At 30.3% G+C, this 24,577-nt stretch carries 22 protein-coding genes, 1 tRNA gene and 1 pseudogene; 12 read left to right on the forward strand and 12 right to left on the reverse strand.

Features of this window, described 5'->3' with window-relative positions; all coding sequences use genetic code 11:
* Nucleotides 1–77: 77 nt before the first annotated feature.
* The 5 genes and pseudogenes from J3359_RS00100 to J3359_RS00120 all read left to right on the forward strand — a co-directional run bounded on the left by J3359_RS00100 (nt 78) and on the right by J3359_RS00120 (nt 3,990).
* Complete coding sequence (locus tag J3359_RS00100) at nt 78–1,028, forward strand: phosphoribosylaminoimidazolesuccinocarboxamide synthase (RefSeq protein ID WP_208078646.1); 951 nt, start codon at nt 78–80, stop codon at nt 1,026–1,028.
* A 122-nt stretch (nt 1,029–1,150) separates the two neighbouring features.
* Complete coding sequence (gene fabV, locus J3359_RS00105; RefSeq protein ID WP_208078647.1) at nt 1,151–2,344, forward strand: enoyl-ACP reductase FabV; 1,194 nt, start codon at nt 1,151–1,153, stop codon at nt 2,342–2,344.
* A gap of 2 nt (nt 2,345–2,346) precedes the next feature.
* On the forward strand, nt 2,347–3,141 hold the full coding sequence (locus J3359_RS00110) for an endonuclease/exonuclease/phosphatase family protein (RefSeq protein WP_208078648.1): 795 nt from the start codon (nt 2,347–2,349) through the stop codon (nt 3,139–3,141).
* A gap of 4 nt (nt 3,142–3,145) precedes the next feature.
* Nucleotides 3,146–3,629, forward strand: a pseudogene (locus tag J3359_RS00115) (hypothetical protein).
* Complete coding sequence (locus J3359_RS00120) at nt 3,622–3,990, forward strand: glyoxalase (RefSeq protein ID WP_208078649.1); 369 nt, start codon at nt 3,622–3,624, stop codon at nt 3,988–3,990. Before J3359_RS00115 ends, J3359_RS00120 begins: the two are co-directional and overlap by 8 nt.
* 259 nt (nt 3,991–4,249) lie before the next feature.
* On the opposite strand, the gene J3359_RS00125 is transcribed toward J3359_RS00120, so the two are convergent.
* A complete protein-coding gene (locus tag J3359_RS00125) occupies nt 4,250–5,059 on the reverse strand; it encodes a TerC family protein (protein ID WP_208078650.1) in 810 nt (269 codons plus the stop codon).
* Between the two features lie 237 nt (nt 5,060–5,296).
* Nucleotides 5,297–6,064, reverse strand: a complete 768-nt coding sequence (locus tag J3359_RS00130; RefSeq protein WP_243765961.1) for a sulfite exporter TauE/SafE family protein — start codon at nt 6,062–6,064, stop codon at nt 5,297–5,299.
* 294 nt (nt 6,065–6,358) lie between these two features.
* On the opposite strand from J3359_RS00130, the gene J3359_RS00135 reads away from it, so the two are divergent.
* Nucleotides 6,359–6,511, forward strand: coding sequence for a hypothetical protein (locus J3359_RS00135; RefSeq protein ID WP_208078651.1), 153 nt, complete (start codon nt 6,359–6,361; stop codon nt 6,509–6,511).
* 456 nt (nt 6,512–6,967) lie between these two features.
* Here the strand turns inward: J3359_RS00135 and J3359_RS00140 are convergent.
* Nucleotides 6,968–7,042, reverse strand: a tRNA-Pro gene (locus J3359_RS00140).
* 85 nt (nt 7,043–7,127) lie between these two features.
* Between J3359_RS00140 and J3359_RS00145 the strand changes: the two genes are divergently transcribed.
* The 3 genes from J3359_RS00145 (at nt 7,128) to trxB (ending at nt 9,724) form a co-directional block, all read left to right on the forward strand.
* Entirely contained in the window at nt 7,128–8,216 is a 1,089-nt protein-coding gene (locus tag J3359_RS00145; RefSeq protein WP_208078652.1) for a PQQ-dependent sugar dehydrogenase, read from the forward strand.
* 9 nt (nt 8,217–8,225) lie between these two features.
* Nucleotides 8,226–8,654 carry a c-type cytochrome gene (locus J3359_RS00150; RefSeq protein ID WP_208078653.1) on the forward strand — a complete coding sequence of 143 codons (429 nt, stop codon included), beginning with the start codon at nt 8,226–8,228 and terminating at the stop codon, nt 8,652–8,654.
* Between the two features lie 122 nt (nt 8,655–8,776).
* Nucleotides 8,777–9,724, forward strand: a complete 948-nt coding sequence (gene trxB / locus J3359_RS00155; RefSeq protein ID WP_208078654.1) for a thioredoxin-disulfide reductase — start codon at nt 8,777–8,779, stop codon at nt 9,722–9,724.
* A 138-nt stretch (nt 9,725–9,862) separates the two neighbouring features.
* On the opposite strand, the gene J3359_RS00160 is transcribed toward trxB, so the two are convergent.
* The 9 genes from J3359_RS00160 to J3359_RS00200 all read right to left on the reverse strand — a co-directional run bounded on the left by J3359_RS00160 (nt 9,863) and on the right by J3359_RS00200 (nt 21,218).
* The gene (locus J3359_RS00160) at nt 9,863–10,309 is read right to left on the reverse strand and encodes a KTSC domain-containing protein (protein ID WP_208078655.1); all 447 of its coding nucleotides are present in this window, start codon (nt 10,307–10,309) and stop codon (nt 9,863–9,865) included.
* Between the two features lie 71 nt (nt 10,310–10,380).
* Nucleotides 10,381–12,342 carry a serine hydrolase gene (locus tag J3359_RS00165; protein ID WP_208078657.1) on the reverse strand — a complete coding sequence of 654 codons (1,962 nt, stop codon included), beginning with the start codon at nt 12,340–12,342 and terminating at the stop codon, nt 10,381–10,383.
* A 138-nt stretch (nt 12,343–12,480) separates the two neighbouring features.
* Complete coding sequence (locus J3359_RS00170; protein WP_208078659.1) at nt 12,481–13,440, reverse strand: M20/M25/M40 family metallo-hydrolase; 960 nt, start codon at nt 13,438–13,440, stop codon at nt 12,481–12,483.
* A gap of 139 nt (nt 13,441–13,579) precedes the next feature.
* The gene (locus J3359_RS00175) at nt 13,580–14,482 is read right to left on the reverse strand and encodes a septum formation inhibitor Maf (RefSeq protein WP_208078661.1); all 903 of its coding nucleotides are present in this window, start codon (nt 14,480–14,482) and stop codon (nt 13,580–13,582) included.
* Between the two features lie 216 nt (nt 14,483–14,698).
* Nucleotides 14,699–16,507 carry an acyl-CoA dehydrogenase FadE gene (locus J3359_RS00180; RefSeq protein ID WP_208078662.1) on the reverse strand — a complete coding sequence of 603 codons (1,809 nt, stop codon included), beginning with the start codon at nt 16,505–16,507 and terminating at the stop codon, nt 14,699–14,701.
* Nucleotides 16,508–16,668: 161 nt separating this feature from the next.
* Nucleotides 16,669–17,862, reverse strand: coding sequence for an acetyl-CoA C-acyltransferase (locus J3359_RS00185; RefSeq protein WP_208078664.1), 1,194 nt, complete (start codon nt 17,860–17,862; stop codon nt 16,669–16,671).
* A gap of 28 nt (nt 17,863–17,890) precedes the next feature.
* On the reverse strand, nt 17,891–18,247 hold the full coding sequence (locus tag J3359_RS00190; protein ID WP_138536772.1) for a four helix bundle protein: 357 nt from the start codon (nt 18,245–18,247) through the stop codon (nt 17,891–17,893).
* Between the two features lie 94 nt (nt 18,248–18,341).
* Nucleotides 18,342–20,747, reverse strand: a complete 2,406-nt coding sequence (locus tag J3359_RS00195) for a 3-hydroxyacyl-CoA dehydrogenase/enoyl-CoA hydratase family protein (protein WP_208078666.1) — start codon at nt 20,745–20,747, stop codon at nt 18,342–18,344.
* A gap of 12 nt (nt 20,748–20,759) precedes the next feature.
* Nucleotides 20,760–21,218, reverse strand: coding sequence for a MarR family winged helix-turn-helix transcriptional regulator (locus J3359_RS00200; protein WP_208078667.1), 459 nt, complete (start codon nt 21,216–21,218; stop codon nt 20,760–20,762).
* A gap of 171 nt (nt 21,219–21,389) precedes the next feature.
* On the opposite strand from J3359_RS00200, the gene J3359_RS00205 reads away from it, so the two are divergent.
* The 3 genes from J3359_RS00205 to J3359_RS00215 are packed head-to-tail and all read left to right on the forward strand — an operon-like array spanning nt 21,390 to nt 24,566.
* Complete coding sequence (locus J3359_RS00205) at nt 21,390–22,319, forward strand: ABC transporter ATP-binding protein (protein WP_208078669.1); 930 nt, start codon at nt 21,390–21,392, stop codon at nt 22,317–22,319.
* 2 nt (nt 22,320–22,321) lie between these two features.
* Complete coding sequence (locus J3359_RS00210; protein ID WP_208078671.1) at nt 22,322–23,641, forward strand: ABC transporter permease; 1,320 nt, start codon at nt 22,322–22,324, stop codon at nt 23,639–23,641.
* Nucleotides 23,642–23,645: 4 nt separating this feature from the next.
* Entirely contained in the window at nt 23,646–24,566 is a 921-nt protein-coding gene (locus tag J3359_RS00215; protein WP_208078672.1) for a mechanosensitive ion channel family protein, read from the forward strand.
* Nucleotides 24,567–24,577: the final 11 nt, after the last annotated feature.

Here is a 24,577-nt window from a genome sequence, read left to right on the forward strand (position 1 = left end):
ATAAAACGTTTGAAAAAGAAGAAAAAATAACTTTTTAAATCACTATTTTTGCAACAACAAACAACACAACCATTATAATGAATACAATTAACGAAACGAATTTTAAGTTTCCGAATCAAAAATCTGTTTACAAAGGAAAAGTAAGAGAGGTTTACAATATTAATAACGAACTTTTGGTAATGATTGCAACAGACAGGCTTTCTGCTTTCGATGTTATTTTACCACGTCAAATTCCTTTTAAAGGGCAAATATTAAACCAAATTGCAACCAAAATGATGAACGACACAGCAGACGTTGTGCCAAATTGGTTAATTGCAAATCCAGATGAAAACGTTGCAGTTGGGCACTTATGTGAACCTTTTAAAGTAGAAATGGTAATTCGTGGTTATTTATCGGGGCATGCTGCTCGTGAATATAAAGTAGGAAAAAGAGTTTTGTGTGGTGTTGAAATGCCAGAAGGTTTAAAGGAAAATGATAAATTTCCAAAACCAATAATTACACCATCAACAAAAGCGGAAAATGGCGAACATGATGAAGATATTTCTCGTGAAGACATTCTAAAAAATAGCATTGTTTCGGAAGAAGATTATGTAGTTTTAGAAGATTACACCAAAAAATTGTTTCAAAGAGGAACAGAAATAGCTGCAAAAAGAGGATTGATTTTAGTAGATACTAAATACGAATTCGGAAAAACAAAAGATGGTAAAATCGTTTTAATAGACGAGATTCATACACCAGATTCTTCAAGATATTTTTATGCTGATGGCTATCAAGAAAGACAAAATAAAGAAGAATCTCAAAAACAATTGTCGAAAGAATTTGTAAGACAATGGTTGATAGATAATGGTTTTCAAGGAAAGGAAAATCAGCAAATACCAGAAATGTCTGACGAAAAAATTACAGAGATTTCAAATAGATACATAGAATTATACGAACAAATTACTGGAGAAACTTTTGTAAAAGCTTCCACAGAAAATGTACTAAATAGAATCGAAGAGAATGTGAATTTTTTTTTGAAGTCTAATTAGAGAGTAAAACCTCTCGACTGCGCTCGAGGAGGAGACAAATGTGTGTCTGTTCGAGCGCAGTCGAGAACTAATAATAAATATCTTATTTAACTAAATATTATTGAGATTAAAAACAAACAACAATGATTATAGAACCAAGAACAAGAGGCTTTATCTGTTTAACTTCACATCCAACAGGTTGTGCACAAAACGTAAAAAATCAAATAGAATATGTAAAATCGAAAGGAAAAATCGAAGGTGCTAAAAAAGTATTAGTCATTGGTGCTTCCACAGGTTTTGGCTTGGCAAGTAGAATTACAAGTGCTTTCGGTTCTGACGCAGCAACAATTGGTGTGTTTTTCGATAAACCTTCCACAGAAGGAAGGCCAGGTTCACCAGGCTATTACAACACAGCTGCTTTTGAGAAAGAGGCACACAAAGCTGGTTTGTATGCAAAAAGCATCAATGGAGATGCATTTTCTAACGAAATAAAACAACAAGTTGTAGATTTAATCAAGCAAGATTTAGGTCAAGTAGATTTGGTAATTTACAGTTTGGCTTCGCCAGTAAGAACACATCCAGATACTGGAAAAAGATACAAATCGGTTTTAAAACCAATTGGAGAGGTTTTTACAAATAAAACAGTAGATTTTCATACAGGAAAAGTATCGGAAATTTCAATAAATCCTGCAGAAGGAGATGATATTGAAAATACTGTAACAGTAATGGGTGGTGAAGACTGGAAAATGTGGATGGATATTTTAAAAGCAGAAAACGTACTTTCTGAAGGAGCAACCACAGTTGCCTATTCTTACATTGGCCCAGATGTAACTAAACCAGTTTACAGAAATGGAACTATTGGTGCAGCAAAAGACCATTTAGAAGCAACTGCTTTTAAAATTACAGACGAATTAAAATCAATTGGAGGAAAAGCCTATGTTTCTGTAAATAAAGCATTGGTAACGCAAGCGAGTTCTGCAATTCCAGTAATTCCTTTATATATTTCTTTGTTATATAAAGTGATGAAAGAAAAAGGAATTCACGAAGGTTGTATAGAACAAATTCAGCGTTTGTACAGCGAAAGATTATATACAGGTGAAGAAATTCCTTTAGATGAAAAAGGAAGAATAAGAATCGACGATTGGGAAATGTATGAAGATGTGCAAGAAGAAGTTATGGAACTTTGGAAAACTGCAACCACCGAAAATTTATCAGAAATTGGAGATTTAGAGGGCTATAGCAACGATTTTTATAATTTATTCGGATTTAAAGTTCCAGGAGTAAATTATGATAAAGATGTAAACGAAATGGTAGAAATACCAAGTGAAAACAACTAAAAATGACAAAAAAAATAATATCATTTTTATTTCTTTTTCTTTTTTGTGGAACACTTTTTGCTCAAAAAAAAGAAGAAAAGAAAGTGGTTGTAAAAGTGCTGAGTTTTAATATTCTGCATGGTGCAACAACCAATGGAAGTTTCGATTTAGATATTATTGCAAATGTTATTAAAAAAGCAGATGCAGATTTTGTTTCGCTCCAAGAAGTAGATTTTAAAACCAATAGAGCCAAAAAGTACGATTTGCCAACAGAGTTGGGCTATCGTACTAAAATGGCGTCTGTTTTTGGAAGAGCCATGTTTTACGATGGAGGAGAATATGGAGAAGGAGTGCTTTCTAAATCTTCTTTTTTATCCACAAGAAATATAGCTTTACCTTATTCAAAAGAGAATGAGCCAAGAGCTGCTTTAGAAGTAACAACAGTTTTAAAATCTGGCGATACAATTTCATTTATCGGAACTCATTTAGATCATTTAAAAGATAATACAGATAGGGTTTTACAAGCAAAAGCAATTAATAAAACATTTAGAAATAACAAATACCCTACAATTTTATCAGGAGATTTAAATGATACTCCTCATAGCAATTCCATAAATATTTTAGAATCTTTTTGGAAAGCTTCTTATAATAAGCAAAATCCACTTTTAACTTTTCCATCAAATAAACCGATTAAAAAGATAGACTACGTATTATTTTATCCAAGAAATAGATGGAAGATAGTTTCGAAAGAAACTATTTGCGATACTATTGCTTCCGATCATTGTGCATACTTAGTTGCTTTAGAATTAGTTAAATAACTATATGAAAACTGTAACCATAAAACAGTTAAAAGACGAAATTGCTCATAAATCTACAGATGAGTTAAGGGAATTGTGTTTGCAATTAGCAAGGTTTAAAAAGGAAAATAAAGAGTTGTTGGGTTATTTATTGTTTGAATCGCATAACGAAGAAATGTATATTCAAACCATAAAAGAAGAGGTAAATGTTCTTTTTGAAGAAATAAATACCAAAAATTACTTCTACATTCGAAAGGGTGCAAGAAAAATTTTGACATTCATAAAAAAAACACATTCGTTATTCTAAGAAAAAAGAAACAGAAGTAGAATTATTGTTGTATTTCTGTAAGAAAATGAAAGAATTTAGACCTTCCATAAAAAGAAGTATGCGTTTGCAAAATACTTTTAGAACTCAGGTAAAAATGATTAAAAGAATAATAGACAAATTGCATGAAGATTTGCAATACGATTATCAATTAGAATTAGACGAATTGTTAGAAAATGACTAAACAAAGACCAGTTTTAAGTGGGTTAATTATTGAAGGAACTTCAGAAATAGAGCAGTTTCAAAATAAAACTTTGCGCCCTATTATTAAAATGCAACACGTTTTATTAATCAACTCTTTTAAAGACTATCTTCAAAAAAGGAAAGTTGATTTTGTTGTTTTATCAGACCTAAAAAGGAGAAGCAGAATTTCAAGTGTTTTTAAAACGGATAACAATTATAAAAACATCACATTAGGCTTTATTATTGGGCACTTTTCTAAAGATGAATTCGATTTCTACATCAATAATTCATCAGAAATTAATAGAAGAATTTTACAAATTATCTCACAAAGAGTAAGAGATAGTATTGCTGAAATACTATAAAAAAAAGTCGCAACATTAAAAATGTAACGACTTCTATCAATCAACCAAAAACTTCTTATTTAGAATAATTATACTTATCGTATAAATTCACAGCCAGAAGTGCGCTGTTGAACTTTTTTTTGATATAACAAATTTAAGATATAAAATTGATATTTTGTTTAATAAAATGTTAAAATATTTAAACACCTAAAATGTTCTTATAGAGAAAAATAACCTTAAAGAATTGAGGCTATTTTAAAGTAATAGAATTGGAATGTTATTATTTTTTTTCTGAAATCTGTTTTTCTTTTAATAATTTCTTTTGATAGCTTCCTTGAACAATATCAGTAATTACTAAAATTGCAATTACAAAATAGAAAGTAGTTTTGCTCATTGGAACGATTTCGTTTCCAAATAATTTTATATGTGCTAAATGCCCACCCTCTGTTACCAGCATTATTCCTACAATAAATAAAATAAATAACCCAAGGACTTCGTACATTCTATTTTTTGCCAAAAATGTTGAAATTCTATCTGCTAAAAACAACATTAACAATCCACTTGCAACAATTGCTATTGCCATAATTATAAAAGCAGTGGTTGTATTTTCTATCTCACTTGTTAAACCAATGGCTGCTAAAATTGAATCGAAAGAGAAAACCAAATTCATTAAAACGATACTAAATATTACTGCATTCGAGCTTTTTCCTCTTTTCTTATCTACCATTTCAGAATTCTCTAAATCTTTGGTGGAAATCATGTGCCAAATTTCTTTAATTGCTGTGTAGATTATAAATCCACCACCTAAAAGAACAATAATACTATGTCCATTAAAAGCGAATTTCACAACATCTTCAATTTCTCCAGATAAAAAAGAAAATGGTTTTTGGAAATATCCAATTATAGAAACTAATAAAAATAATAGAACAATTCTTAGTACAATTGCAATTAATATGCCCACTTTACGCACTCTTTTTTGATCTTCGAGAGGTGCTTTTTTAGATTCTAAAGAAATGTATAATAAATTATCAAAGCCTAAAACAGCTTGTAACATTACCAACATTAAAAGTGTAAAGATATTTTCTAACATTTTCTTGGTTTTTTATAGATGGTTTCAAAGATATTTGGAATGGTTTAGATGTGCAAATAGAAGTCTTTTTTAATTCCTTTTTTTAGAAGGAACTTTTAAAGTAGGGAGTTTCAGTCATAGTTTTCAGTAGCAGTTATTAGTTACTAAACTTTGTGTTTTTTCTAGAAAAAAAATAAACATACAAAGCGCAACCATCTGTAAAATCCGTATCAAAAAAAAATCGTGTAAAAAAACAAGCTAAAACAAATACTTAATTAAAATACGAACACTTACAAAAGCAATCAAAATAGCAGTCGCTTTTTTAAGCTGAATAGGAGTAAAGTAAGTATTGCTAAGCCTGCTTCCAATTTGTCCGCCAATAAAAACGGTAATTAATAAGATGTAAGTCAAGTTCCAATCGACATAAAAATCAGGATTCGAATATTGCCCTAACAAACCTGCAATTGAATTCACTAAAATAAAAAAGCTTGCAGTTGCCGCTATTTTTTTAGGAGTATCCCAATTTGTAAGATGTAAAAGAGGTGCTAAAAAAATACCACCACCAATACCAACCATTCCAGAAATAAAACCAATAATTCCACCAAAACTGGCATTTTTAGCTGTGTTTTGTTTTTTTATTTTTTCTTCGGAAGAAATAATTCGTTTAGAAATCCACATGGTTATTGCTGCAAAAAGAAGTGTAATTCCTAAAAGAATAAAAAAGAATTGCTGACTAATCTTTAAAAAACCACCTAAATAAGCCAAAGGAATACTCGTTAAAACGAGTGGGAGTATTTTTTTAAAATCTATTTTTTTCTGCTGATAAAACAAAAATACATTTCCAGAAACCACTATAATGTTACAAAAAAGAGCAGTTGCTCTAATTTGTGTAAATACAACTCCTGTTAAAGCAAGAATTGCTAAATAGCTGGATCCACCACCAAAACCTACAGATGAATACAAAATAGCGACTGTAAAAAAAAGTATTATAATATGGTAGTTCGCAAAAATTGTTTCTAAAATCATACTTGAGTTTATACAGAACAAATATAATTGATAAAAAGAGGATACTTATTTTTTAGAAAAAGATTTTTTGAATTGTTTCGGAGTTATCAATTCCGTTTTTTTAATTGTCTATTAAAATAACTAGTGTTATTAAAATCTGCTTTAAAAGCTATTTCACAAATTCTTAATTGACTTTGATTTTTTAATAAAATCAAACGAGTGTAAATTGGGAATTCTCATTTAAATTTTTTGTTTTTACTCAATAAATTCAGTGCTTTCGGGTTGGTTGTCAGAAGGCCTGATAATAAAAAAAAAATGACTACAAATGGCTCTTATTTAGAGAGAAACATATTTCAAGAAAGTTTCTCTACTCTTAAAGATTCTCATAGAATTACCAAAGGAAACATCAAATTCACTTTAAGAATTATTGTTCCTTACCCTTTCAGCAGTAATAAGCTTGGTCTTTAATAAAAAGAGTTTGGTAAATTAAAGGTTGATTGGTTGCGAAAATTTCATCTTTACGCATCAGAAACTCCTTCTCACGACGCTTTAGGTGTTTTTTTAGTGTTTTAGATTCCAAAATTTTTTCAAAATGTTTATAAATTTTGCAACCTCAATTTCCACTCGTACCAAGGGAGATGTTATTGCTTTTCCGTTTTTAGCTTTAGATATTTTTAGCCAAAACAGGATACTGAAAGTGATGGAAGTTTTCATAATTTATCGTCACTAAATTTGTTAAACAATTATTTAATACGAAAGTTAAATTAATATAATTCGGTTACTTTTTTTGCTTTATTAAATTGAGTAATCGAATAGGTCACTTATTTGTTTAAATTCAGTCAAGTTTTACCATTATCTAAAAACCACAAAACCTTTATAATCTTAAGATTATAAAGGTTTTAAACTTAATTAATAATTAAATTGTCGGGGTGGCAGGATTCGAACCTGCGACCTCCTCGTCCCAAACGAGGCGCGATAACCGGGCTACGCTACACCCCGAAAAATGATTGCTCATTTAAGGACTGCAAATATAGAATAATATTTATATATTGTAATAATTTTTTTAATTTAATTCTCAATAAAAATGAAATATTCTTATCTCTTATTAATCAGTTTTTTAATGTTGTTTTTTTCTTGTTCTTCGCAAGAATCAAAAAATAAGAACTACGAAATTGTGGTTGCAGATCTAAGCATTCCTTGGGGATTTACCTTTTTGCCAGATAATTCAATTTTAATTACTGAGAAAGAAGGACAATTAATTCATTTTAAAAAAGGAAAAAAAACTGAAATTAAAGGAATGCCAAAAGTTACGCTTCGCGGACAAGGAGGTTTAATGGATATTGAATTGCACCCAAATTTTAAAAAAAATAATCGAATTTATTTTACATACGCTTCTTCTGAAGGAGAAGGAAAAGGAGCAAATACAACCTTAATGAGTGCTGAATTGAAGAATAACAAGCTCATAAATAAAAAAGTATTGTATAAGGCAATACCTAATACCAGAAAAGGACAGCATTTTGGTTCAAGAATAGTTTTTGATAAACAAAATTACGTATATTTTAGTGTAGGAGATAGAGGAAATAGAGATAAAAATCCGCAAGATATCACCAGAGATGGAGGTAAAATTTATAGATTGAACGACGATGGAACTATACCAAAAGACAATCCGTTTGTAAATGAAGAAAATGCTAAAAAGGCAATTTTTAGTTATGGACACAGGAATCCTCAAGGAATGGAAATAAACCCGTTTACGAATGAAATTTGGTCACACGAACATGGTCCAAAAGGTGGAGACGAAATTAATATCATTAAAAAAGGAAAAAATTATGGTTGGCCAGTAATTAGTTACGGAGTTAATTATTCTGGAACTAAGTTCACAGAAATCACTAAAAAAGAAGGTATGGAGCAACCTTTGCATTATTGGACACCTTCAATTGCGCCTAGTGGAATGGCTTTTGTAAATTCCGATAAATATCTAAAATGGAAAGGAAATTTATTAGTAGGCTCTTTAAAATTTCAATACATTACTGTTTGTGCTTTAAAAAATGGAAAAGTGATAAAGGAAGAGAAAATTTTAGAAGAATTAGGAAGAGTTCGTTCCATAGAACAAGGAAAAGATGGTTATTTGTATGCTGGAATTGAAGGTGTAGGGATTGTGAGAATTAATCCGTAATTAATTAATATGAAGAAAGTAGGAATTGTAATTATATTTAATTTTTTAATATTTTCATTTCAAACTAAAAATGATTTTTATAGTGCTGTAGATCAGGATTTAAAATTTGCAGAAAGTATTAAAAGAGGTAAAGAGATTTATGAAGATATGTGTGTTTCTTGTCATTCTACAAATGGAGAAGGAAAACGAAAAGTATATCCACCCTTGGCGAAATCAGATTATTTAATAGAAAAAAGAGAAGCAAGCATTAGAGCGATAAAATTTGGTTTAAGAGGTAAGATTACTGTCAATGGAATTCAATACAAAAGAAGAATGGCAAGGTTAGGTTTAGATAATGGTGAAGTTGCAGATGTGATGAATTATATTACCAATTCTTGGGGAAATAAAAATGATAAAATGATTACTATAAAAGAAGTTGAATCTGTTTCTAAAAAGTAAATATTACTTCAATAAACAATCCATCAATTTTTGTTATTAACTAATTATAATTATTCATAAGGAAAAGTGGCATAAATAAATCTAAAAAATTAGATTTGTAGTCAAATTTTTCAATGCTAATTATGTCAGAAAATATAGAAAAAATAAAATGCTTAATTATTGGTTCAGGACCTGCAGGTTATACAGCCGCAATTTATGCTGCAAGAGCAGATATGAAGCCAGTAATGTACACAGGAATGCAAATGGGAGGTCAATTAACTACGACTACAGAAGTTGATAATTTTCCAGGTTATGCAGAGGGTACAGATGGAACTGCAATGATGGAAGATCTAAAAAAGCAAGCAGAACGTTTTGGAACAGAAGTACGTTTTGGTTTGGTTACAAAAGTAGATTTAAGTGAAGAAATTGGTGGAATTCACAAAATTGTTGTCGACGAAAACAAACACATTGAGGCTGAAACTGTAATTATTTCTACAGGAGCAACTGCAAAATATTTAGGTTTAGAAAGCGAGCAACGTTTAATTGGTGGTGGAGTTTCGGCTTGTGCAACTTGCGACGGATTTTTCTACAAAGGACAAGATGTTGTAGTTGTTGGAGCAGGAGATACAGCAGCAGAAGAAGCTACTTATTTGGCTAATATTTGTAGTAAAGTTACTGTTTTAGTACGTAAAGATTATATGAAAGCATCGAAAGCAATGCAACACAGAGTAAATAAAACTAAGAATATTGAAGTGTTGTACAACACAGAAATAGAGGAGGTTTTAGGAACAAATGTGGTGGAAGGTGTTAGAGCTATTAATAATCAAACCAAAGAAACTTTTGAAATTTCTGTAACTGGAGTTTTTATCGCGATTGGGCATACACCAAATTCCGATTTGTTTAAAGGGGTTTTAGATATGGATGAAACAGGCTATTTAATCACGAAAGGAAAAACCACAAAAACGAACTTGCCTGGAGTTTTTGCAGCTGGAGATATCCAAGATAAAGAATACAGACAAGCAGTAACTGCAGCAGGTACAGGTTGTATGGCTGCTTTAGATGCAGAACGTTATTTAGGTGCTTTAGAGTAAATTTTCTAAATAAATTGATATAAAAAAGAGATTGCGAAAGCAATCTCTTTTTTGTTTGTGCTAATTCTATAAAATAGAAGTTTATAATAAATCCGAAAGCTAATTATGGATTCCTATTTTTACAGGAATGACAGTTAATTAAGCGTTCACAGAAGCTTTCATTGATTTTCTGTAAGTAAAAGAATTGAAAATATTTCTTTTTCCGAAATTATTCATAGATTTTGCGTTTACGAATTTTCCGAATAAAGTTTTACTCACACCAAAGTATTCGTAAGAATTTCCGTCCGTAAAAGTAACTTCTAATAACATACTTTTATGATGCCAATCTGCTACTTGAAACTCGGTAATTGTTTTTTTGTAAGCGTCTAAATTTGCTTCCTTTGTTTCAGGAGCAATACTTACTAAAAAGTGATAACCATCAATTATTTCTGTACTTTTAAGTTCTGCTGCTGCTTTTTTATCTTCATCCTGAAATTTATCTGGATGCCATTCTTTAACCAAACCTCTATAAGTAGTTTTTAATTCTTTCAAATTAATGGATCCTTCAACTTTAAAAAGTTTTTTATATTGTTTTATACGCTTCATTATAATGTTTTCAAATTGCCTGCAAAAGTACTGATAAAAAAGAGATTAGATGTTTTAGAATATTTGTTTTTTTAAAGTGCCTTTAAAATATATTCGGGTATCATTTTATTTGGAGGTGTAGTTTTTTTATAGAGTTCAAAAGAGTTGTAGTTTCCACCTGTAAAAACAGTAATCATATCTAATTCTGGCCAAATATTTATTTTTTGACCTCCATTACCAGAAGCTAAATAAGAATTATATTCTTTATCATTTATTACAAAATATTTATGTTCCCATAAATAACCATAATCACCTTTTTGTGTTTTGAAAGTTTTATCTATCCACTTTTTAGATACTATTTGTTGGTCATTCCATTTTCCATCATCCTTGTACATTTTTGCTAATTTTATTAAATCTCTGGATGTAATGTATTTTTGATTAAATGTTGTTTTACTTGCTTGATTTGGTTCAAAAACCCAACTATAGTTTGTTATTCCCATAGGATAAAATAAGTTTTTTTTTGCAAAATTTTCTATTTTTTGGTTTGTTGTAATTTCTATTAATTTTCCTAAAATTAAAGAACAACCTGAACAATATGAAGAGTATTCGCCTGGTTTTGTAACCATTGGTAAATCTAAAGTGTGTTTTACCCAGTCTTTGCTTCCCATCATTCTTAATTCATTTCCTTTACTTTCTGAATTGTTATTTTCGCAATCCATTCCATGTTTATAGGTTAGAATATTTTCTAGGGTAATTTCCTTTTTTTTTGCATCTATGTTTTTAATGTTTTTGTATGTATCAAAAAAATAGGGTAATAATTTTTGTTTTTCATCTTTTATAAAACCTTTATCAATCGCAATTCCGAGTAATGTTCCAATAAAAGGTTTGCTTGCAGATCTTAATTGATGTTGGGTGTTTTTATCATAACCATAAAAATATTCTTCAAGTACTAATTTATCATTTTTGTATATTAAAATACTATGTACTTCAGGAAAATTTCCTTTTATGGTTTCTTTTACCATTTCTATAATAAGTTCAGGGTTAGAGAACTCATCCAATAAATTTCCCACTTTTAATCCGTTATTATCATCTGAAGGTATATTGTATTTATATTTTTCTGGTTTTTTAAATAGTTCTTTTCTTGGAAACATTTCTGGCTTTTTAATTTTGGTACTTAAAAGTTTAAAATACTTACCTTCAGACTCGTAACCTATAACACTTTTATTTTTATCTCTTTTAAAAACAACAGGTATCTTTCTTATATTTAAAAAACTATCTTTCTTAATATGTTTTAAAGGATATTTTGCATCATCTAATATAGCGTATAAAGTAGTGTCTAAACCAGAAGCGACTATATTTAAAGTTGTTTGTTCTTTATATTCATATAGTCCCTCATATTCAGTAAGTTTTTGTAATTTGTTTTTTTTATTTGTAGTACAACTAATTGTAATTAATAAGATTAAAAATGATTTTAAAATTGTTGTTGTACTATTTTTTTTGATATTTAAAAAAGGAATTGATAAAGGGTAAAAACACTTCTGTGTAGTTATGGATTTAAAAATATTATAAATAATTAAAAGAAAATTAATTGGAATAATTAGTATAAAAAATAAAAATCCCCAACCTTGAACTGTTAGTAATAGGATAAAGGATAGTATGTGTATTAAAGCAATGCTTAATTGAAAATTTATAACTTTAATTGCATGAATATTATAAATGGAATTATCTTCTCTTTTATGAATCCATAAAAATAAAGGAAAGAGAACTGTAAATGGAAAAATAAAACCAAGTATTGGAGAACCATGTATAAATAATAACCACTTTTTTTGTATTGATTCTTCTTTTGGGTTATTTAGTACAGAAATATCTTCTACACCTATATTTAAAGCCTCTGCTAATAATTTTAAGGTTTGAAGATGAGGAGTAACATCTCCTTTTTCAATTCGTTGTATAGTTCTAATTGTGACGTTTGATTTTTCTGATAGTTCTATTTGAGAATATCCTTTTAACTTTCTTTGATACTTTAATTTTTTTGCAATTGTTTGTGTTTCCATAATTTTTATTTGTCACAAAGATATTTATATACAATTGTTTTTATTGTGACATATAGGTGTCACCTATATGTCACTTTGTAGTAGTTGTAAGGGGTTCCTAAATATAAAATAGATTTTTTATTTAGAAACTAATATTTTTTATTCTAAAAAAGAATCATAATTTTCAATTGCTTTGATAATTAATTTTACAGCATCTATATAAAATTCTTGATTGATATTTTCGAAAGTGTCTGTAGGTTTATGATAATCTTTATGATCTTCTACACCAAAATAGATAAAAGGAATATTTTCTTGATGGAAAATTCTGTGGTCAGAAGAATACGTCCAATCGTCTTTTGTTTTATCAGTAGGATTGTCATGTCCGAATAATAAAGTTATAGGAGATTCTATATTTTGAAGCGGTTCTTTTAACTGCGGATAATGATGTAAACCAGAAGCATACAATTGTAAAGAATCGTTATGTGCAATCATATCCATATTAATATTTAAAATAATATTTTCTTTGTTAGTGTAATTTTTTAGGAAATAATCTGCACCTAAAGAACCAATTTCTTCAGCATCCACAGCAGCAAAAACCAACGTATGTTTTGGTGTGTTTTTTTTGAAATATGCAGCAATTGCAAACAAAGCAGCAGTTCCAGAAGCATCGTCATCTGCACCATTGTAAATCTCCCCGTTTTTAATACCCAAATGATCTAAATGCCCTGTGATTACAATTGTTTTATTAATTTTTCCAGTAATTTTTCCGATGATATTTCCACCAAAAACTGTGGTGTCAGCAATATTTTCTGCCTCTTTTTCGACTCCGGAAACTGGAAACATTCTCAATCTTTTCTTTCCTGAAAAAGTATAAGGAAATTTTTGAATGTATGTATCTCCAATCATTTTTTCTAAACCAATTTCTTCAAACCTTTTAGCGATAAATTTTTGTGCTTTGTAGTTTCCTGCTTTAGAAAACCCTCTTCCCTCTAAAGAATCATGAGATAAAATTTTAAGGCTTTCTAAAAGCATTTGTTTATCAATTTGAACGCTTTTTGGAGTATTACAGCTAAATAATAGAGTGGTAAGAAATGAGAGAAATAAGAATTTAGTTTTCATAATTATTTTAAACGAAGATAATTAAAGTTTTTTCTAATCAATTAGAGTAAATCATATTAAGGTTGAAAACACCCAAATAATAAGAGTAACATCTGTGAGAATCTGTGAAATCCGTGTCTTTTTTTATTTTCAATCAAATCTACAATCCCAATTCTTTACGTTCTTCAGTATCTGTAACCCTATTTTTACTCCAATAGGCAGATTTTATCGTCTTAATTTTCTCAGCTTTTGTCGTTAATGTTTTTCCTCTTTTGGTTAAGGTTTCTTCCCAACTTTCAATAATAAAAGGAAATTCTTTTGTAGTTTTTATAATAAGAGTTCTTTCTAACTCAGGATAATTAATTGAATACAAAATAAAATCCTCTTTCTCATCTAAAGAAGTTTCGGCTTTATAGGCTTTTATTTTTTGATGATTTAATGCTAAAAATTCAAAAGAAGGTATAATATCAAACTTTCCAATCGGTAAATTCTTCGGATTTATTCTTATAATATTCCATAATTCGTTTTCTAAAATATTTTTCTCGAGAGATAATTTTCTATCAGCATTACTTTCGAAATAAGAATAAAAATCAATTTTAAACTGTTCTCTGTTATTCAACTGAACAAAAGTGTTTCCACACCATTCTTGCGCAGAAAAAGAAATTTTAATCGCACTTTCGTTTGTGTTGATAGGAGAGAAGGTACTTGTCATTAAAGAATAAGGGTAAATACCTGTAACAAATTTTTTAGTGCTGTTTAATTTTAAAACGGGTATATTTTTATCATTTCTATTATCTGCTTTTACCTGTTTTTTTGGTAAAAAATCTTCAGTAACAAAAATGTTTACAGCAGTTCCTTTATGAATTTCTCCATATCTATTTTGATATAATTTATAAGAAGTTATTTCCGCTTTTCCTTGGTACCAATATTCGTTGAATTTTGGATGTTTTTGAGCGGTTTCAATCGACTTTGTAGCTTTTTTTTTAGGTTCGATATTATTACAAAAAAGGAATAAAAATGTCGTTACAAAAAATGGAAGTGCTATTTTTAGAAAAGGTTTCATCATATAAAATTTAGACTACTAATTTACAAAAATTAAGAATCCTAAAATTAATTTATCCAATCAAAAAAAAGACCATCAATTAAGATGGTCTTTTCTAAACAAACAACTAATTCTTAAAACTTTGATTTTTAAGAAAATTTTCAATATTTATAAGGTTGTCAGCCTGAGTGAGAAGAAAAATATTTTCTAAACACTCATTTTGACATCAAGAGCTCCTTAGAAGCAGTATTTATTTTCTGCTTTTACTTTTTCTGCAATTTCGTTGCGCAAATCTACAATGTCTGGGTAATTTGCATATTTTGTAAATCGCTTTAAGCCCATTAACATCATGCGTTGCTCATCTCCTTCAGCAAAAGAAATAATACTTTCTTTTCCTTTTTCTTCAATTTTATCTACTGCATGATATAAGTATAATTTAGACATGGCAATTTGTACAGATTGCTTTTCTTCTCCAAAACGTTTCACATTTTTCTCGGTTCTTAAAATTGCAGATTCTGCCATATAAATTTCAATTAAAATATCTGCAGCCGCAATTAATAATTGTTGATGTTCTTCAATTTCTGGACCATATTTTTGTAGGGCTGCACCAGCAACCATTAAAAAAGTCTTTTTTAATTTCGCAATCATTTCTTTTTCTTCCGCAAATAATTTTGAGTAATCTGGCGTGTCAAAAGAAGGAATTCCCATTAAACTGTTTGCAACTTCTGTTGCAGGGCCTAATAAATCTACATGCCCTTTCATGGCTTTTTTAATTAACATTCCAACAGAAAGCATTCTGTTAATTTCGTTGGTTCCTTCATAAATTCTTGCAATTCTTGCATCTCTCCAAGCAGCTTCCATTGGTGTTTCTTCAGAGAATCCCATTCCACCAAAAATTTGTATTCCTTCATCAGCACAATTTTGTACATCTTCTGAAACAGCTACTTTTAAGATAGAACATTCAATAGCATATTCTTCAACACCTTTTAATTCTGCTTCTTGGTGCGAATTTCCAGCCTCGATTCTTAATGCAATTCTATCTTCGATGTCTTTTGCAGCTCTGTAAGTTGCAGATTCACCAACATATGCATCTGTTGCCATTTCTGCTAGTTTTACTTTTATGGCACCAAAATCTGCAATTGGTGTTTTAAATTGTTTGCGTTCATTTGCATAATTTACAGCGTATGAAATAATTCTGCGTTGAGAATCTAAACAAGCACCAGCTAATTTAATACGACCAACATTTAAAGCATTCATTGCAATTTTAAACCCTTCTCCACGTCCTGCTAACATATTTTCTGTGGGTACAACTGTATCATTAAAAAATACTTGTCTGGTTGATGATGCTCTAATACCTAATTTATGTTCTTCTTCACCTAAAGTAATTCCGTTTGTATTATCTTTATCATATTCAACAATAAAACCAGTAATATTTTTATCATTTTCTATTCTTGCGAAAACAATCATTAAACGACAAAATCCTGCATTAGAAATCCACATTTTTTGTCCATTAATTTTATAAGATTTTCCATCTGCAGAAAGTTCGGCAGTTGTTTTTCCTGAATTTGCATCAGAGCCTGCTCCAGGTTCTGTTAAACAATATGCGCCAAACCACTCTCCTGTAGCTAATTTTGGTACATATTTTTGTTTTTGCTCTTCTGTTCCGTACAAAGTAATTGGCATGGTTCCAATTCCTGTATGTGCTCCAAAAGCGGTACTAAAAGAGCCTGTTCCACTTGAAATATAATCGCAAGTTAAAAGTGTAGAAACGAATCCCATACCTAAACCACCATATTCTTCTGGTACTGCAACACCTAAGAAACCTAATTCTCCGGCTTTGCGCATTACTTCTTCGGTTAATGCATAATCTTTCGCTTCAAATCTATTTTTATGAGGAATAATTTCACGGTCATTAAATTCCATTACAGCTTCCTTCATCATTTGTTGCTCCTCTGTAAAATCTTCTGGAGTAAAAACGTCTTCGCAATTTGTTTCTTTTACCAGAAACTGACCACCTCTTAAAAGTTCTTTTTTTGATGTTTCCATATTTTTTTTGTTGACTTATGATCGTAAGACAAATGACATGTGACGACTTTTGAATTACTTTATTTATTGAATGTTATTTTATTAATTTTAATGATGAATGAAATTTACCAAAACAAAACAGTCTTGAAGTCTTATATCATTCAGTCTTATATCTTTTTTGTTTACGAAAGGAATTCAAAAACCCCTGCAGCACCTTGTCCAGTTCCTACACACATGGTTACCATTCCGTATTTGTTTTTCATGTTTCTTCTACGCATTTCATCAAATAATTGCACAGATAATTTTGCACCTGTACAACCTAATGGATGCCCTAAAGCGATTGCACCACCATTTACATTTACAATATCTTCATTCAAATTCAACTCACGCATTACTGCTAAAGATTGAGAAGCAAAAGCTTCATTCAATTCGATTAACTCGATATCGTTTTGTTGCAATCCTGCCTGTTTTAAAACTTTAGGAATTGCTGCAACAGGTCCAATTCCCATAATTCTTGGCTCTACACCAGCAGCTGCATAATTCACTACTCTTGCAATTGGTTCGATGTTTAATTCTTTTACCATTTCTTCACTCATGACCATTACAAAAGCAGCACCATCACTCATTTGAGAGGAGTTTCCTGCTGTAACACTTCCTCCGGCTGCAAAAACGGGACGTAATTTATTTAAAACAGCGATTGAAGTTCCAGCTCTTGGTCCTTCATCTTTATTTACTGTATATTTCTTGGTTGCTTTTTTTCCGTTTTCATTCAAATAGGTTTCTTCAACTTCAATAGGAACAATTTGGTCTTGAAAACGATTTTCTGCTTGTGCTTTTAAAGCTTTCATGTGAGAGTTGTACGCAAATTCATCTTGGTCTTCTCTCGAAATTTTAAACTGATTTGCAACTGCTTCTGCTGTATTTCCCATTCCCCAATAATAATCTGCATGACCATTTTTAATGGTGTCGTAATTTAATTCTGGTTTAAAACCTGTCATTGGAACAGAACTCATACTTTCTGCACCACCTGCAATAATACAATCTGCCATACCTGCATTAATTTTTGCAGCGGCCATTGCAATAGTTTCCAATCCTGAAGAACAGAAACGATTTACAGTAACTCCAGGAACATCCACAGAGTTTAAACCGATTAAAGAAATAAAACGTGCCATATTTAATCCTTGAGAACCTTCTGGCATTGCGTTTCCTACAATTACATCATCTATACGTTTTACGTCTAAATTTGGTAATTCTTTCATCATATGTTGAATGGTTTCTGCACCCAACTCGTCTGCACGTTTAAAACGAAAAACTCCTTTTGGCGCTTTCGCAACTGCAGTTCTGTATGCTTTTACGATGTAAGCTTGTTTGCTCATAGTTGTATTAAGATTTTAGTATAAAGAATTAAGACTTAGTTAGTGATTTTTGAAGTGAGTAATTCATTTTTGTTACTTCAATAATCTCATTTATAATTGGTCTTACATTTTCTTCATTAATTAAATTTAATCTTTTAGATAAATATAATTGAGTTAATAATTCATAGGAAGATCCATTTGCAATTCCTAAAAATTGTTTGAATTCTCCGTTTGTATTTCGTCCTGCTCCTTCAGATATATTAGAAGGAATAGAAACAGCACTTCTTCGAAGTTGTGATGTCAATCCATATTTTTCCTCTTTAGGGAAATTTTCTGAAGCTCTATAACATTTTTCAGTAATGTCCATTGCTTTTTGCCATATTTTCAATTCTTCAAATCTGTGCATAATAATAGTATTTAGATTTTAGTATCGGATATTAAGTTCATATTTTGTTGTCTTTGTCTTTGTACTTAATACTGCCTACTAAATACTTTTTAACTTAATTCCTAAGGGGTTTTCCAGTCTTTAACATTGCTTGAATTCTCTCAAGAGTTTTTCTTTCAGTACACAAACTTAAAAAAGCCTCGCGCTCTAAATCTAATAAATATTGCTCTGTAACTAAAGTTGGTTCAGATAAATCTCCACCAGCCATTACATACGCTAATTTATTTGCAATTTTTTGGTCGTGTTCAGAAATGTATTTAGAATGTTCCATTGAGTCTGTTCCTACTAAAAACATTCCTAAAGCTTGTTTTCCTAGCACTTTTACATCTTTACGTTTTACAGGTTGTGTGTAACCGCTTTCTGCTATTAATTTTGCGTGTGCTTTTGCAGTGGCAATTTGTCGGTCTTTATTAACAACAATAACATCTTTTCCTTTTTGCAATAATCCCAAATCGAAAGCCTCGTAACCAGAAGTTGATACTTTTGCCATACCAATGGTTAAGAAATTTTCTTGTAAAATATTTAACTCTACGTCTCCTTTATGAAAAGTGTCAGATGCTCTTAACGCCATTTCTTTAGAGCCACCACCACCAGGTATTACACCAACTCCAAATTCTACTAATCCCATATATGTTTCTGCTGCAGCTACAACTTTATCTGCATGTAAGGATATTTCACAACCACCACCTAAAGCCATTCCGTGAGGAGCAGAAATAGTTGGTATTGATGAGTAGCGCATGCGCATCATGGTGTCTTGGAAATACTTAATGGCATAATTTAATTCGTCATATTCTTGCTCTACAGCCATCATAAAAATCATTCCAATATTTGCACCAACAGAAAAATTGGCTGCTTGGTTACCAACAACCAAACCTTGGTAATCTTTTTCAGCTAAATCAATAGCCTTATTTATGCCTGCTAAAACATCACCTCCAATGGTGTTCATTTTAGATTGAAATTCTACATTTAAAATTCCATCTCCAATATCTTCAATAACAACACCAGAATTTTTAAATACTTCGTTTGATTTTCTAATATTATCTAAAATGATAAAACCATCTTGACCCGGTTTTTTCGTTTGTTTTTTAGAAGGAATATCATAATAATAAGTTGCGCCTTCTTTTACAGAATAAAAAGATTTAGAACCAGCAGCCAACATTTCTGTAACCCAAGTTGCAGGTTCTTTTCCTTCAGCTTTCATTAATTCAATTCCTTTTTCTACACCAACAGCATCCCAAATTTCGAAAGGGCCATTTTCCCAGCCGAAACCAGCTTTCATTGCATCGTCTATTTTGTATAATTCGTCAGAAATTTCTGGAATTCTATTTTGAACGTAGGCAAACATCGCTGCAAAGTTCTTTCTATAAAACTCGCCAGCCTTGTCTTTTCCGCCAATTAATACTTTAAACCTATCAATAGGTTTATCTATGGTTTTTGTTAGTTCTAGCGTAGCAAATTTTGCGCGTTTTTTAGAACGATATTCCATCGTATCTAAATCTAACGTCAAAATTTCACTTTTGCCATTTTCGTTTTTTATTTTTTTATAAAAACCTTGTCCAGTTTTGCTTCCTAACCATTTATTTTCCATCATTGTGTTGATGAAATCTGGTAATTTAAATAATTCATGCGCTTCATCATTAGGACAATTCTCATAAATACCATTTGCAACATGCACTAAAGTATCTAAACCAACCACATCAACGGTTCTAAAAGTAGCAGATTTTGGGCGACCAATAACTGGGCCTGTTAACTTATCTACTTCTTCAACAGTTAAACCTAACTCTTTTACTTGATGAAATAAAGATTGAATTCCAAAAATTCCGATTCTATTTCCAATAAACGCAGGCGTATCTTTTGCTAAAACCGAGGTTTTTCCTAAGAATTTTTCTCCATACATCATTAAAAAATCGGTAACTTCTTGTTTGCAATTTGGTCCTGGAACTACTTCAAAAAGTTTTAAATATCTTGGAGGGTTAAAAAAGTGAGTTACTGCAAAGTGTTGTTGAAAATCTTCACTTCTGCCTTCATTCATAAATTTAATAGGAATACCAGAAGTGTTCGAAGAAATAATAGTTCCTGGAGTTCTGTGTTTTTCCAGTTTTTCGAAAACTATTTTTTTGATGTCGAGTCTTTCCACGACAACTTCCATAATCCAATCTACATCTTTTACTTTTGCAATATCATCCTCTAAATTACCAGTGGTAATTCTGTTTGCAAATTTTTGATTATAAATAGGCGAGGGTTTCGATTTTAAAGAAGCTGCTAACGCGTCATTTACTAAACGATTTCGAACTACTTTGTCTTCTAATGTTAAACCTTTCGCTTTTTCTTTGTCAGTTAATTCTCTTGGAACGATGTCCAATAAAAGAACTTCTACGCCAATATTGGCAAAATGACAAGCAATTCCACTTCCCATAATTCCGGAACCGATAATCGCTACTTTTTTAATTCTTCTAGTCATTTGTTTCTTGTTTTATACTGCTTTGTTGCTTGTTTGTTTATAAATTTCTTTATCAGCAATTAATTTATTTATTTTCGAAGTCACGTTAAAAAAACCTTCCAAATCTCTTGGAGATACATTTTGTATTACAGTTTCGTTAAACTGAATTACATGTCCTTTAGAAACTGCACGCATTTCTTTACCATACTCTGTTAATTTTATAATTACACTTCTACCATCATCTGGGTTTTTCTCTCTGTAAATGGCTCCTTTATCTTCCATATTTTTTAAAATTCTTGAAAGACTTGTTGGTTCCATTCCCATTAAAGGCCCTAAGGCTGTGGATGGAGTGCCATTTATTTTATCAATATTTAATAAAACAAAAGCAGTAGCCATTGTGCTATTATGGGTTAATGCTTGCTCATTGTACAATTTAGCAACTGCTTGCCAAGTTGCTCTTAATTGATGATCTATCGATTTGTATTTCTCCATTGCATCAAAGATATAAAAATTTATTATGCACGCATAGTAAATTTGAAAAAAGTTATGCATGCATAGTAAATTTTAACAAAAAATTAATGATTAAGGTTTCGATTATTAATAATACAAAATATGTAAGTTTGTAGCAGACAAAAAATTATCGATTTTAATTTAAAATAATTAATGAAAAATTTATTAGAAGTAAATAACGTCGTAAAAAAATATGGCGATTTTACAGCATTAAATGATGTTTCTATTCATATTCCTAAAGGATCTGTATATGGTTTATTAGGGCCAAATGGAGCAGGAAAAACATCTTTAATTAGAATTGTAAACCAAATTACGATGCCAGATTCTGGAACAATATTGTTAGATGGAGAAAAATTGGCACCACATCATATAGAACAAATAGGCTATTTACCAGAAGAACGTGGTTTGTATAAATCGATGAAAGTTGGCGAACAAGCTTTGTATTTGGCGCAATTAAAAGGGTTAAGCAAAGCTGAAGCAAAAAAAAGACTGCAATATTGGTTCGAAAAATTTGATATTACTGCTTGGTGGGGAAAGAAAATTGAAGAACTTTCTAAAGGAATGGCGCAAAAAGTACAGTTTATTGTAACGGTTATGCACAATCCTAAATTATTAATTTTTGATGAGCCTTTTTCTGGATTTGATCCTATAAATGCGCAATTAATTGCAAAGGAAATCCTACAATTAAGAGACGAAGGTGCAACCATTATTTTTTCGACACACAGAATGGAGTCTGTGGAAGAAATGTGTGATGAGATTGCACTGATAAACAAATCGAATTTAATTTTAGATGGAAAATTAGACGATATTAAACGTAATTTTAGAACAAATACGTTTCAAGTCGGTTTAAAAACGGTAAATTCTGTTGAGGTGGAAAATACCTTAAAAGAAAATTTTAAAGTATCTCCTGCAGATTTTAAATTATTGAATGATGGTTTAACATTAAATGTGCAGTTAAACGAAAATAATTCTGCGAACGATTTATTATCATTTTTAACGAGTAGAGGAGAAGTGCAACATTTTGTAGAGTTAATACCCAGTGCAAACGATATTTTTATTCAAGCAATAAATAAAAACAACTAATTATGAGTAAGTTAAGGTTAATTATTCAGCGAGAATTTATTGCTAAGGTTCGAAATAAATCATTTATTGTGATGACTTTTTTGAGTCCACTTATTATGGTTGGTATGCTTACTTTGGTTGTTTTTTTGATGAAAAAAAATGACGAAAAGGTAAAAGAAATTGTATATGTAGATAATTCTGGTTTGTTCGATAAAACAGATTTTAAAGATTCTGAAACTATTAAATATTTAAATTTTACGAGTTCTGGAATTTCAGAAACCAAGAAAAAAGTAGAGGATGGTAACTATTATGGAGTTTTATATATTCCTAAGAAAGATAGTTTAGAAATTTTAGCAAATTCGGTTGAGTTTTATTCTAAAGAATCGCCAAATATGTCTCTAATAAATTCTTTAGAGAGTAAAATAGAAAAAAAGCTTCGAAATAAAAAATTAACCAATTTTGGTATTGATTTAGCACAAATTGAAGCTTCAAAAATTAAGACCGATATAAAAATGTATGATTTTTCTGGAGAAGAATCATCAAAATTAAAAAATTGGATTAAGATTATTTTTGGTGCAATTGCAGGGTATTTATTAATGATGTTTGTAATTATTTATGGTTCTTCTGTAATGAGAAGTGTTATCGAAGAAAAAACAAGCAGAATTATAGAAATTATTGTTTCCTCTGTAAAACCGTTTCAATTAATGTTGGGTAAAATTATTGGAAATGCTTCTGCAGGTTTGCTTCAATTTTTTATATGGGGTATTTTATTGTTCGTTATTTTAACAATTGTTTCTTCTGTATTTGGTGTAGATATGTCGCAAATACAAAATACCTCTGTTTCAGCAGAACAAATAAGTACTGTTAAAAATGCAGCAGAAGGAGATACAATGCAATTGGTGGTGCAAGAAATTTTAGGTTTACCAATTTTAAAGTTATTTGTACTTTTTATCTTTTATTTTTTAGGTGGCTTTATGTTGTACAGTTCACTTTTTGCAGCAGTTGGTGCAGCTGTAGATAATGAAACTGATACCCAGCAATTTATGTTGCCAATTATGTTGCCTTTAATGTTAGGAGTTTATGTTGGTTTTGCCACTGTTGTAAACGATCCTCATGGACCTGTTTCGATAATTTTTTCTTATATTCCGTTAACATCGCCAATTGTTATGTTAATGCGAGTTCCTTTTGGAGTTTCTTGGACAGAATTGGTAATTTCGATGAGTTTATTAGTAGCTACCTTTGTTTTTATGGTTTGGTTAGCTGCGAAAATTTACAGAGTTGGTATTTTAATGTATGGTAAAAAAGCAACTTATAAAGATTTGTACAAATGGTTAAAATATTAAAGAAATGCAAGACAAAATAGATCAAGTAACAGATACAATTGTAGAAGAAGCAAATTCTATTTTAGATTATAAATTTGTTTTTTCTAATGACATAAGTATTACAGTAAAAGGGTTACTATTTGTTGCAATTGCGCTAATTGTAACTGCAATTCTGCTTAAATTTGTACGTAGAATAATTACAAGAAAATTACCAGAGAACGATAAACATAAATTTGTAACCGTTTTTAGTTATATAAGGTGGTTTGTTTTTTTAATTATTTTCTTAATAGCGATGCATGCATCAGGAGTAAATGTAACCGCTATTTTTGCAGCCTCTGCAGCACTTTTAATTGGTGTTGGTTTGGCTTTGCAAACATTGTTTCAAGATATTATTTCTGGAATTTTTATACTGGTAGACCAATCTGTACATGTTGGAGATATTATTGAATTAGAAGGAAAAGTAGGTCGGGTTTTAGATATTCGTTTAAGAACCACAAGAGCTGTAACGATAGATAATAAGGTTTTGGTAATTCCAAATCATTTGTATTTAACAAATATCCTTTTCAATTGGACAGAGAATGGAACAGAAACTAGAGAGTCTGTAACAGTAGGAGTTTCTTACGGAAGCGATGTAGAATTGGTAAAAAATATTTTAATGGAAACTGCTAAAAATCATAAGAAAATTTTAAAAGTTCCAGAACCAAGTGTATTGTTTACGGATTTTGCAGATAGTTCTTTAAATTTTAAGTTGGTGTTTTCTTTAAACGACAGTTTCGAAACACGTTTTATACAAAGCGATTTACGTTTTGCAATCGATAAAGCATTTAGAGAGAACGATGTTACCATTCCTTTCCCTCAAAGAGATGTGCATTTTTATCCGCAAGCAAAATTACAAGTAGTTAAAGAAAATAACGAACCAAAAGAAATAGCACAAAAAGAAGAATAAAGTAGAAAAAA

Source organism: Polaribacter cellanae (assembly GCF_017569185.1).
In the GTDB taxonomy this organism is placed as follows: domain Bacteria; phylum Bacteroidota; class Bacteroidia; order Flavobacteriales; family Flavobacteriaceae; genus Polaribacter; species Polaribacter cellanae.

Bases quoted from the DNA above. Each gene is read 5' to 3' on its own strand.
- J3359_RS00100 (WP_208078646.1), top strand. From the start codon at position 78: ATGAATACAATTAACGAAACGAATTTTAAGTTTCCGAATCAAAAATCT.
- fabV (WP_208078647.1), top strand. From the start codon at position 1,151: ATGATTATAGAACCAAGAACAAGAGGCTTTATCTGTTTAACTTCACAT.
- J3359_RS00110 (WP_208078648.1), top strand. From the start codon at position 2,347: ATGACAAAAAAAATAATATCATTTTTATTTCTTTTTCTTTTTTGTGGA.
- J3359_RS00120 (WP_208078649.1), top strand. From the start codon at position 3,622: ATGACTAAACAAAGACCAGTTTTAAGTGGGTTAATTATTGAAGGAACT.
- J3359_RS00125 (WP_208078650.1), bottom strand. From the start codon at position 5,059: ATGTTAGAAAATATCTTTACACTTTTAATGTTGGTAATGTTACAAGCT.
- J3359_RS00130 (WP_243765961.1), bottom strand. From the start codon at position 6,064: ATGATTTTAGAAACAATTTTTGCGAACTACCATATTATAATACTTTTT.
- J3359_RS00135 (WP_208078651.1), top strand. From the start codon at position 6,359: ATGACTACAAATGGCTCTTATTTAGAGAGAAACATATTTCAAGAAAGT.
- J3359_RS00145 (WP_208078652.1), top strand. From the start codon at position 7,128: ATGAAATATTCTTATCTCTTATTAATCAGTTTTTTAATGTTGTTTTTT.
- J3359_RS00150 (WP_208078653.1), top strand. From the start codon at position 8,226: ATGAAGAAAGTAGGAATTGTAATTATATTTAATTTTTTAATATTTTCA.
- trxB (WP_208078654.1), top strand. From the start codon at position 8,777: ATGTCAGAAAATATAGAAAAAATAAAATGCTTAATTATTGGTTCAGGA.
- J3359_RS00160 (WP_208078655.1), bottom strand. From the start codon at position 10,309: ATGAAGCGTATAAAACAATATAAAAAACTTTTTAAAGTTGAAGGATCC.
- J3359_RS00165 (WP_208078657.1), bottom strand. From the start codon at position 12,342: ATGGAAACACAAACAATTGCAAAAAAATTAAAGTATCAAAGAAAGTTA.
- J3359_RS00170 (WP_208078659.1), bottom strand. From the start codon at position 13,440: ATGAAAACTAAATTCTTATTTCTCTCATTTCTTACCACTCTATTATTT.
- J3359_RS00175 (WP_208078661.1), bottom strand. From the start codon at position 14,482: ATGAAACCTTTTCTAAAAATAGCACTTCCATTTTTTGTAACGACATTT.
- J3359_RS00180 (WP_208078662.1), bottom strand. From the start codon at position 16,507: ATGGAAACATCAAAAAAAGAACTTTTAAGAGGTGGTCAGTTTCTGGTA.
- J3359_RS00185 (WP_208078664.1), bottom strand. From the start codon at position 17,862: ATGAGCAAACAAGCTTACATCGTAAAAGCATACAGAACTGCAGTTGCG.
- J3359_RS00190 (WP_138536772.1), bottom strand. From the start codon at position 18,247: ATGCACAGATTTGAAGAATTGAAAATATGGCAAAAAGCAATGGACATT.
- J3359_RS00195 (WP_208078666.1), bottom strand. From the start codon at position 20,747: ATGACTAGAAGAATTAAAAAAGTAGCGATTATCGGTTCCGGAATTATG.
- J3359_RS00200 (WP_208078667.1), bottom strand. From the start codon at position 21,218: ATGGAGAAATACAAATCGATAGATCATCAATTAAGAGCAACTTGGCAA.
- J3359_RS00205 (WP_208078669.1), top strand. From the start codon at position 21,390: ATGAAAAATTTATTAGAAGTAAATAACGTCGTAAAAAAATATGGCGAT.
- J3359_RS00210 (WP_208078671.1), top strand. From the start codon at position 22,322: ATGAGTAAGTTAAGGTTAATTATTCAGCGAGAATTTATTGCTAAGGTT.
- J3359_RS00215 (WP_208078672.1), top strand. From the start codon at position 23,646: ATGCAAGACAAAATAGATCAAGTAACAGATACAATTGTAGAAGAAGCA.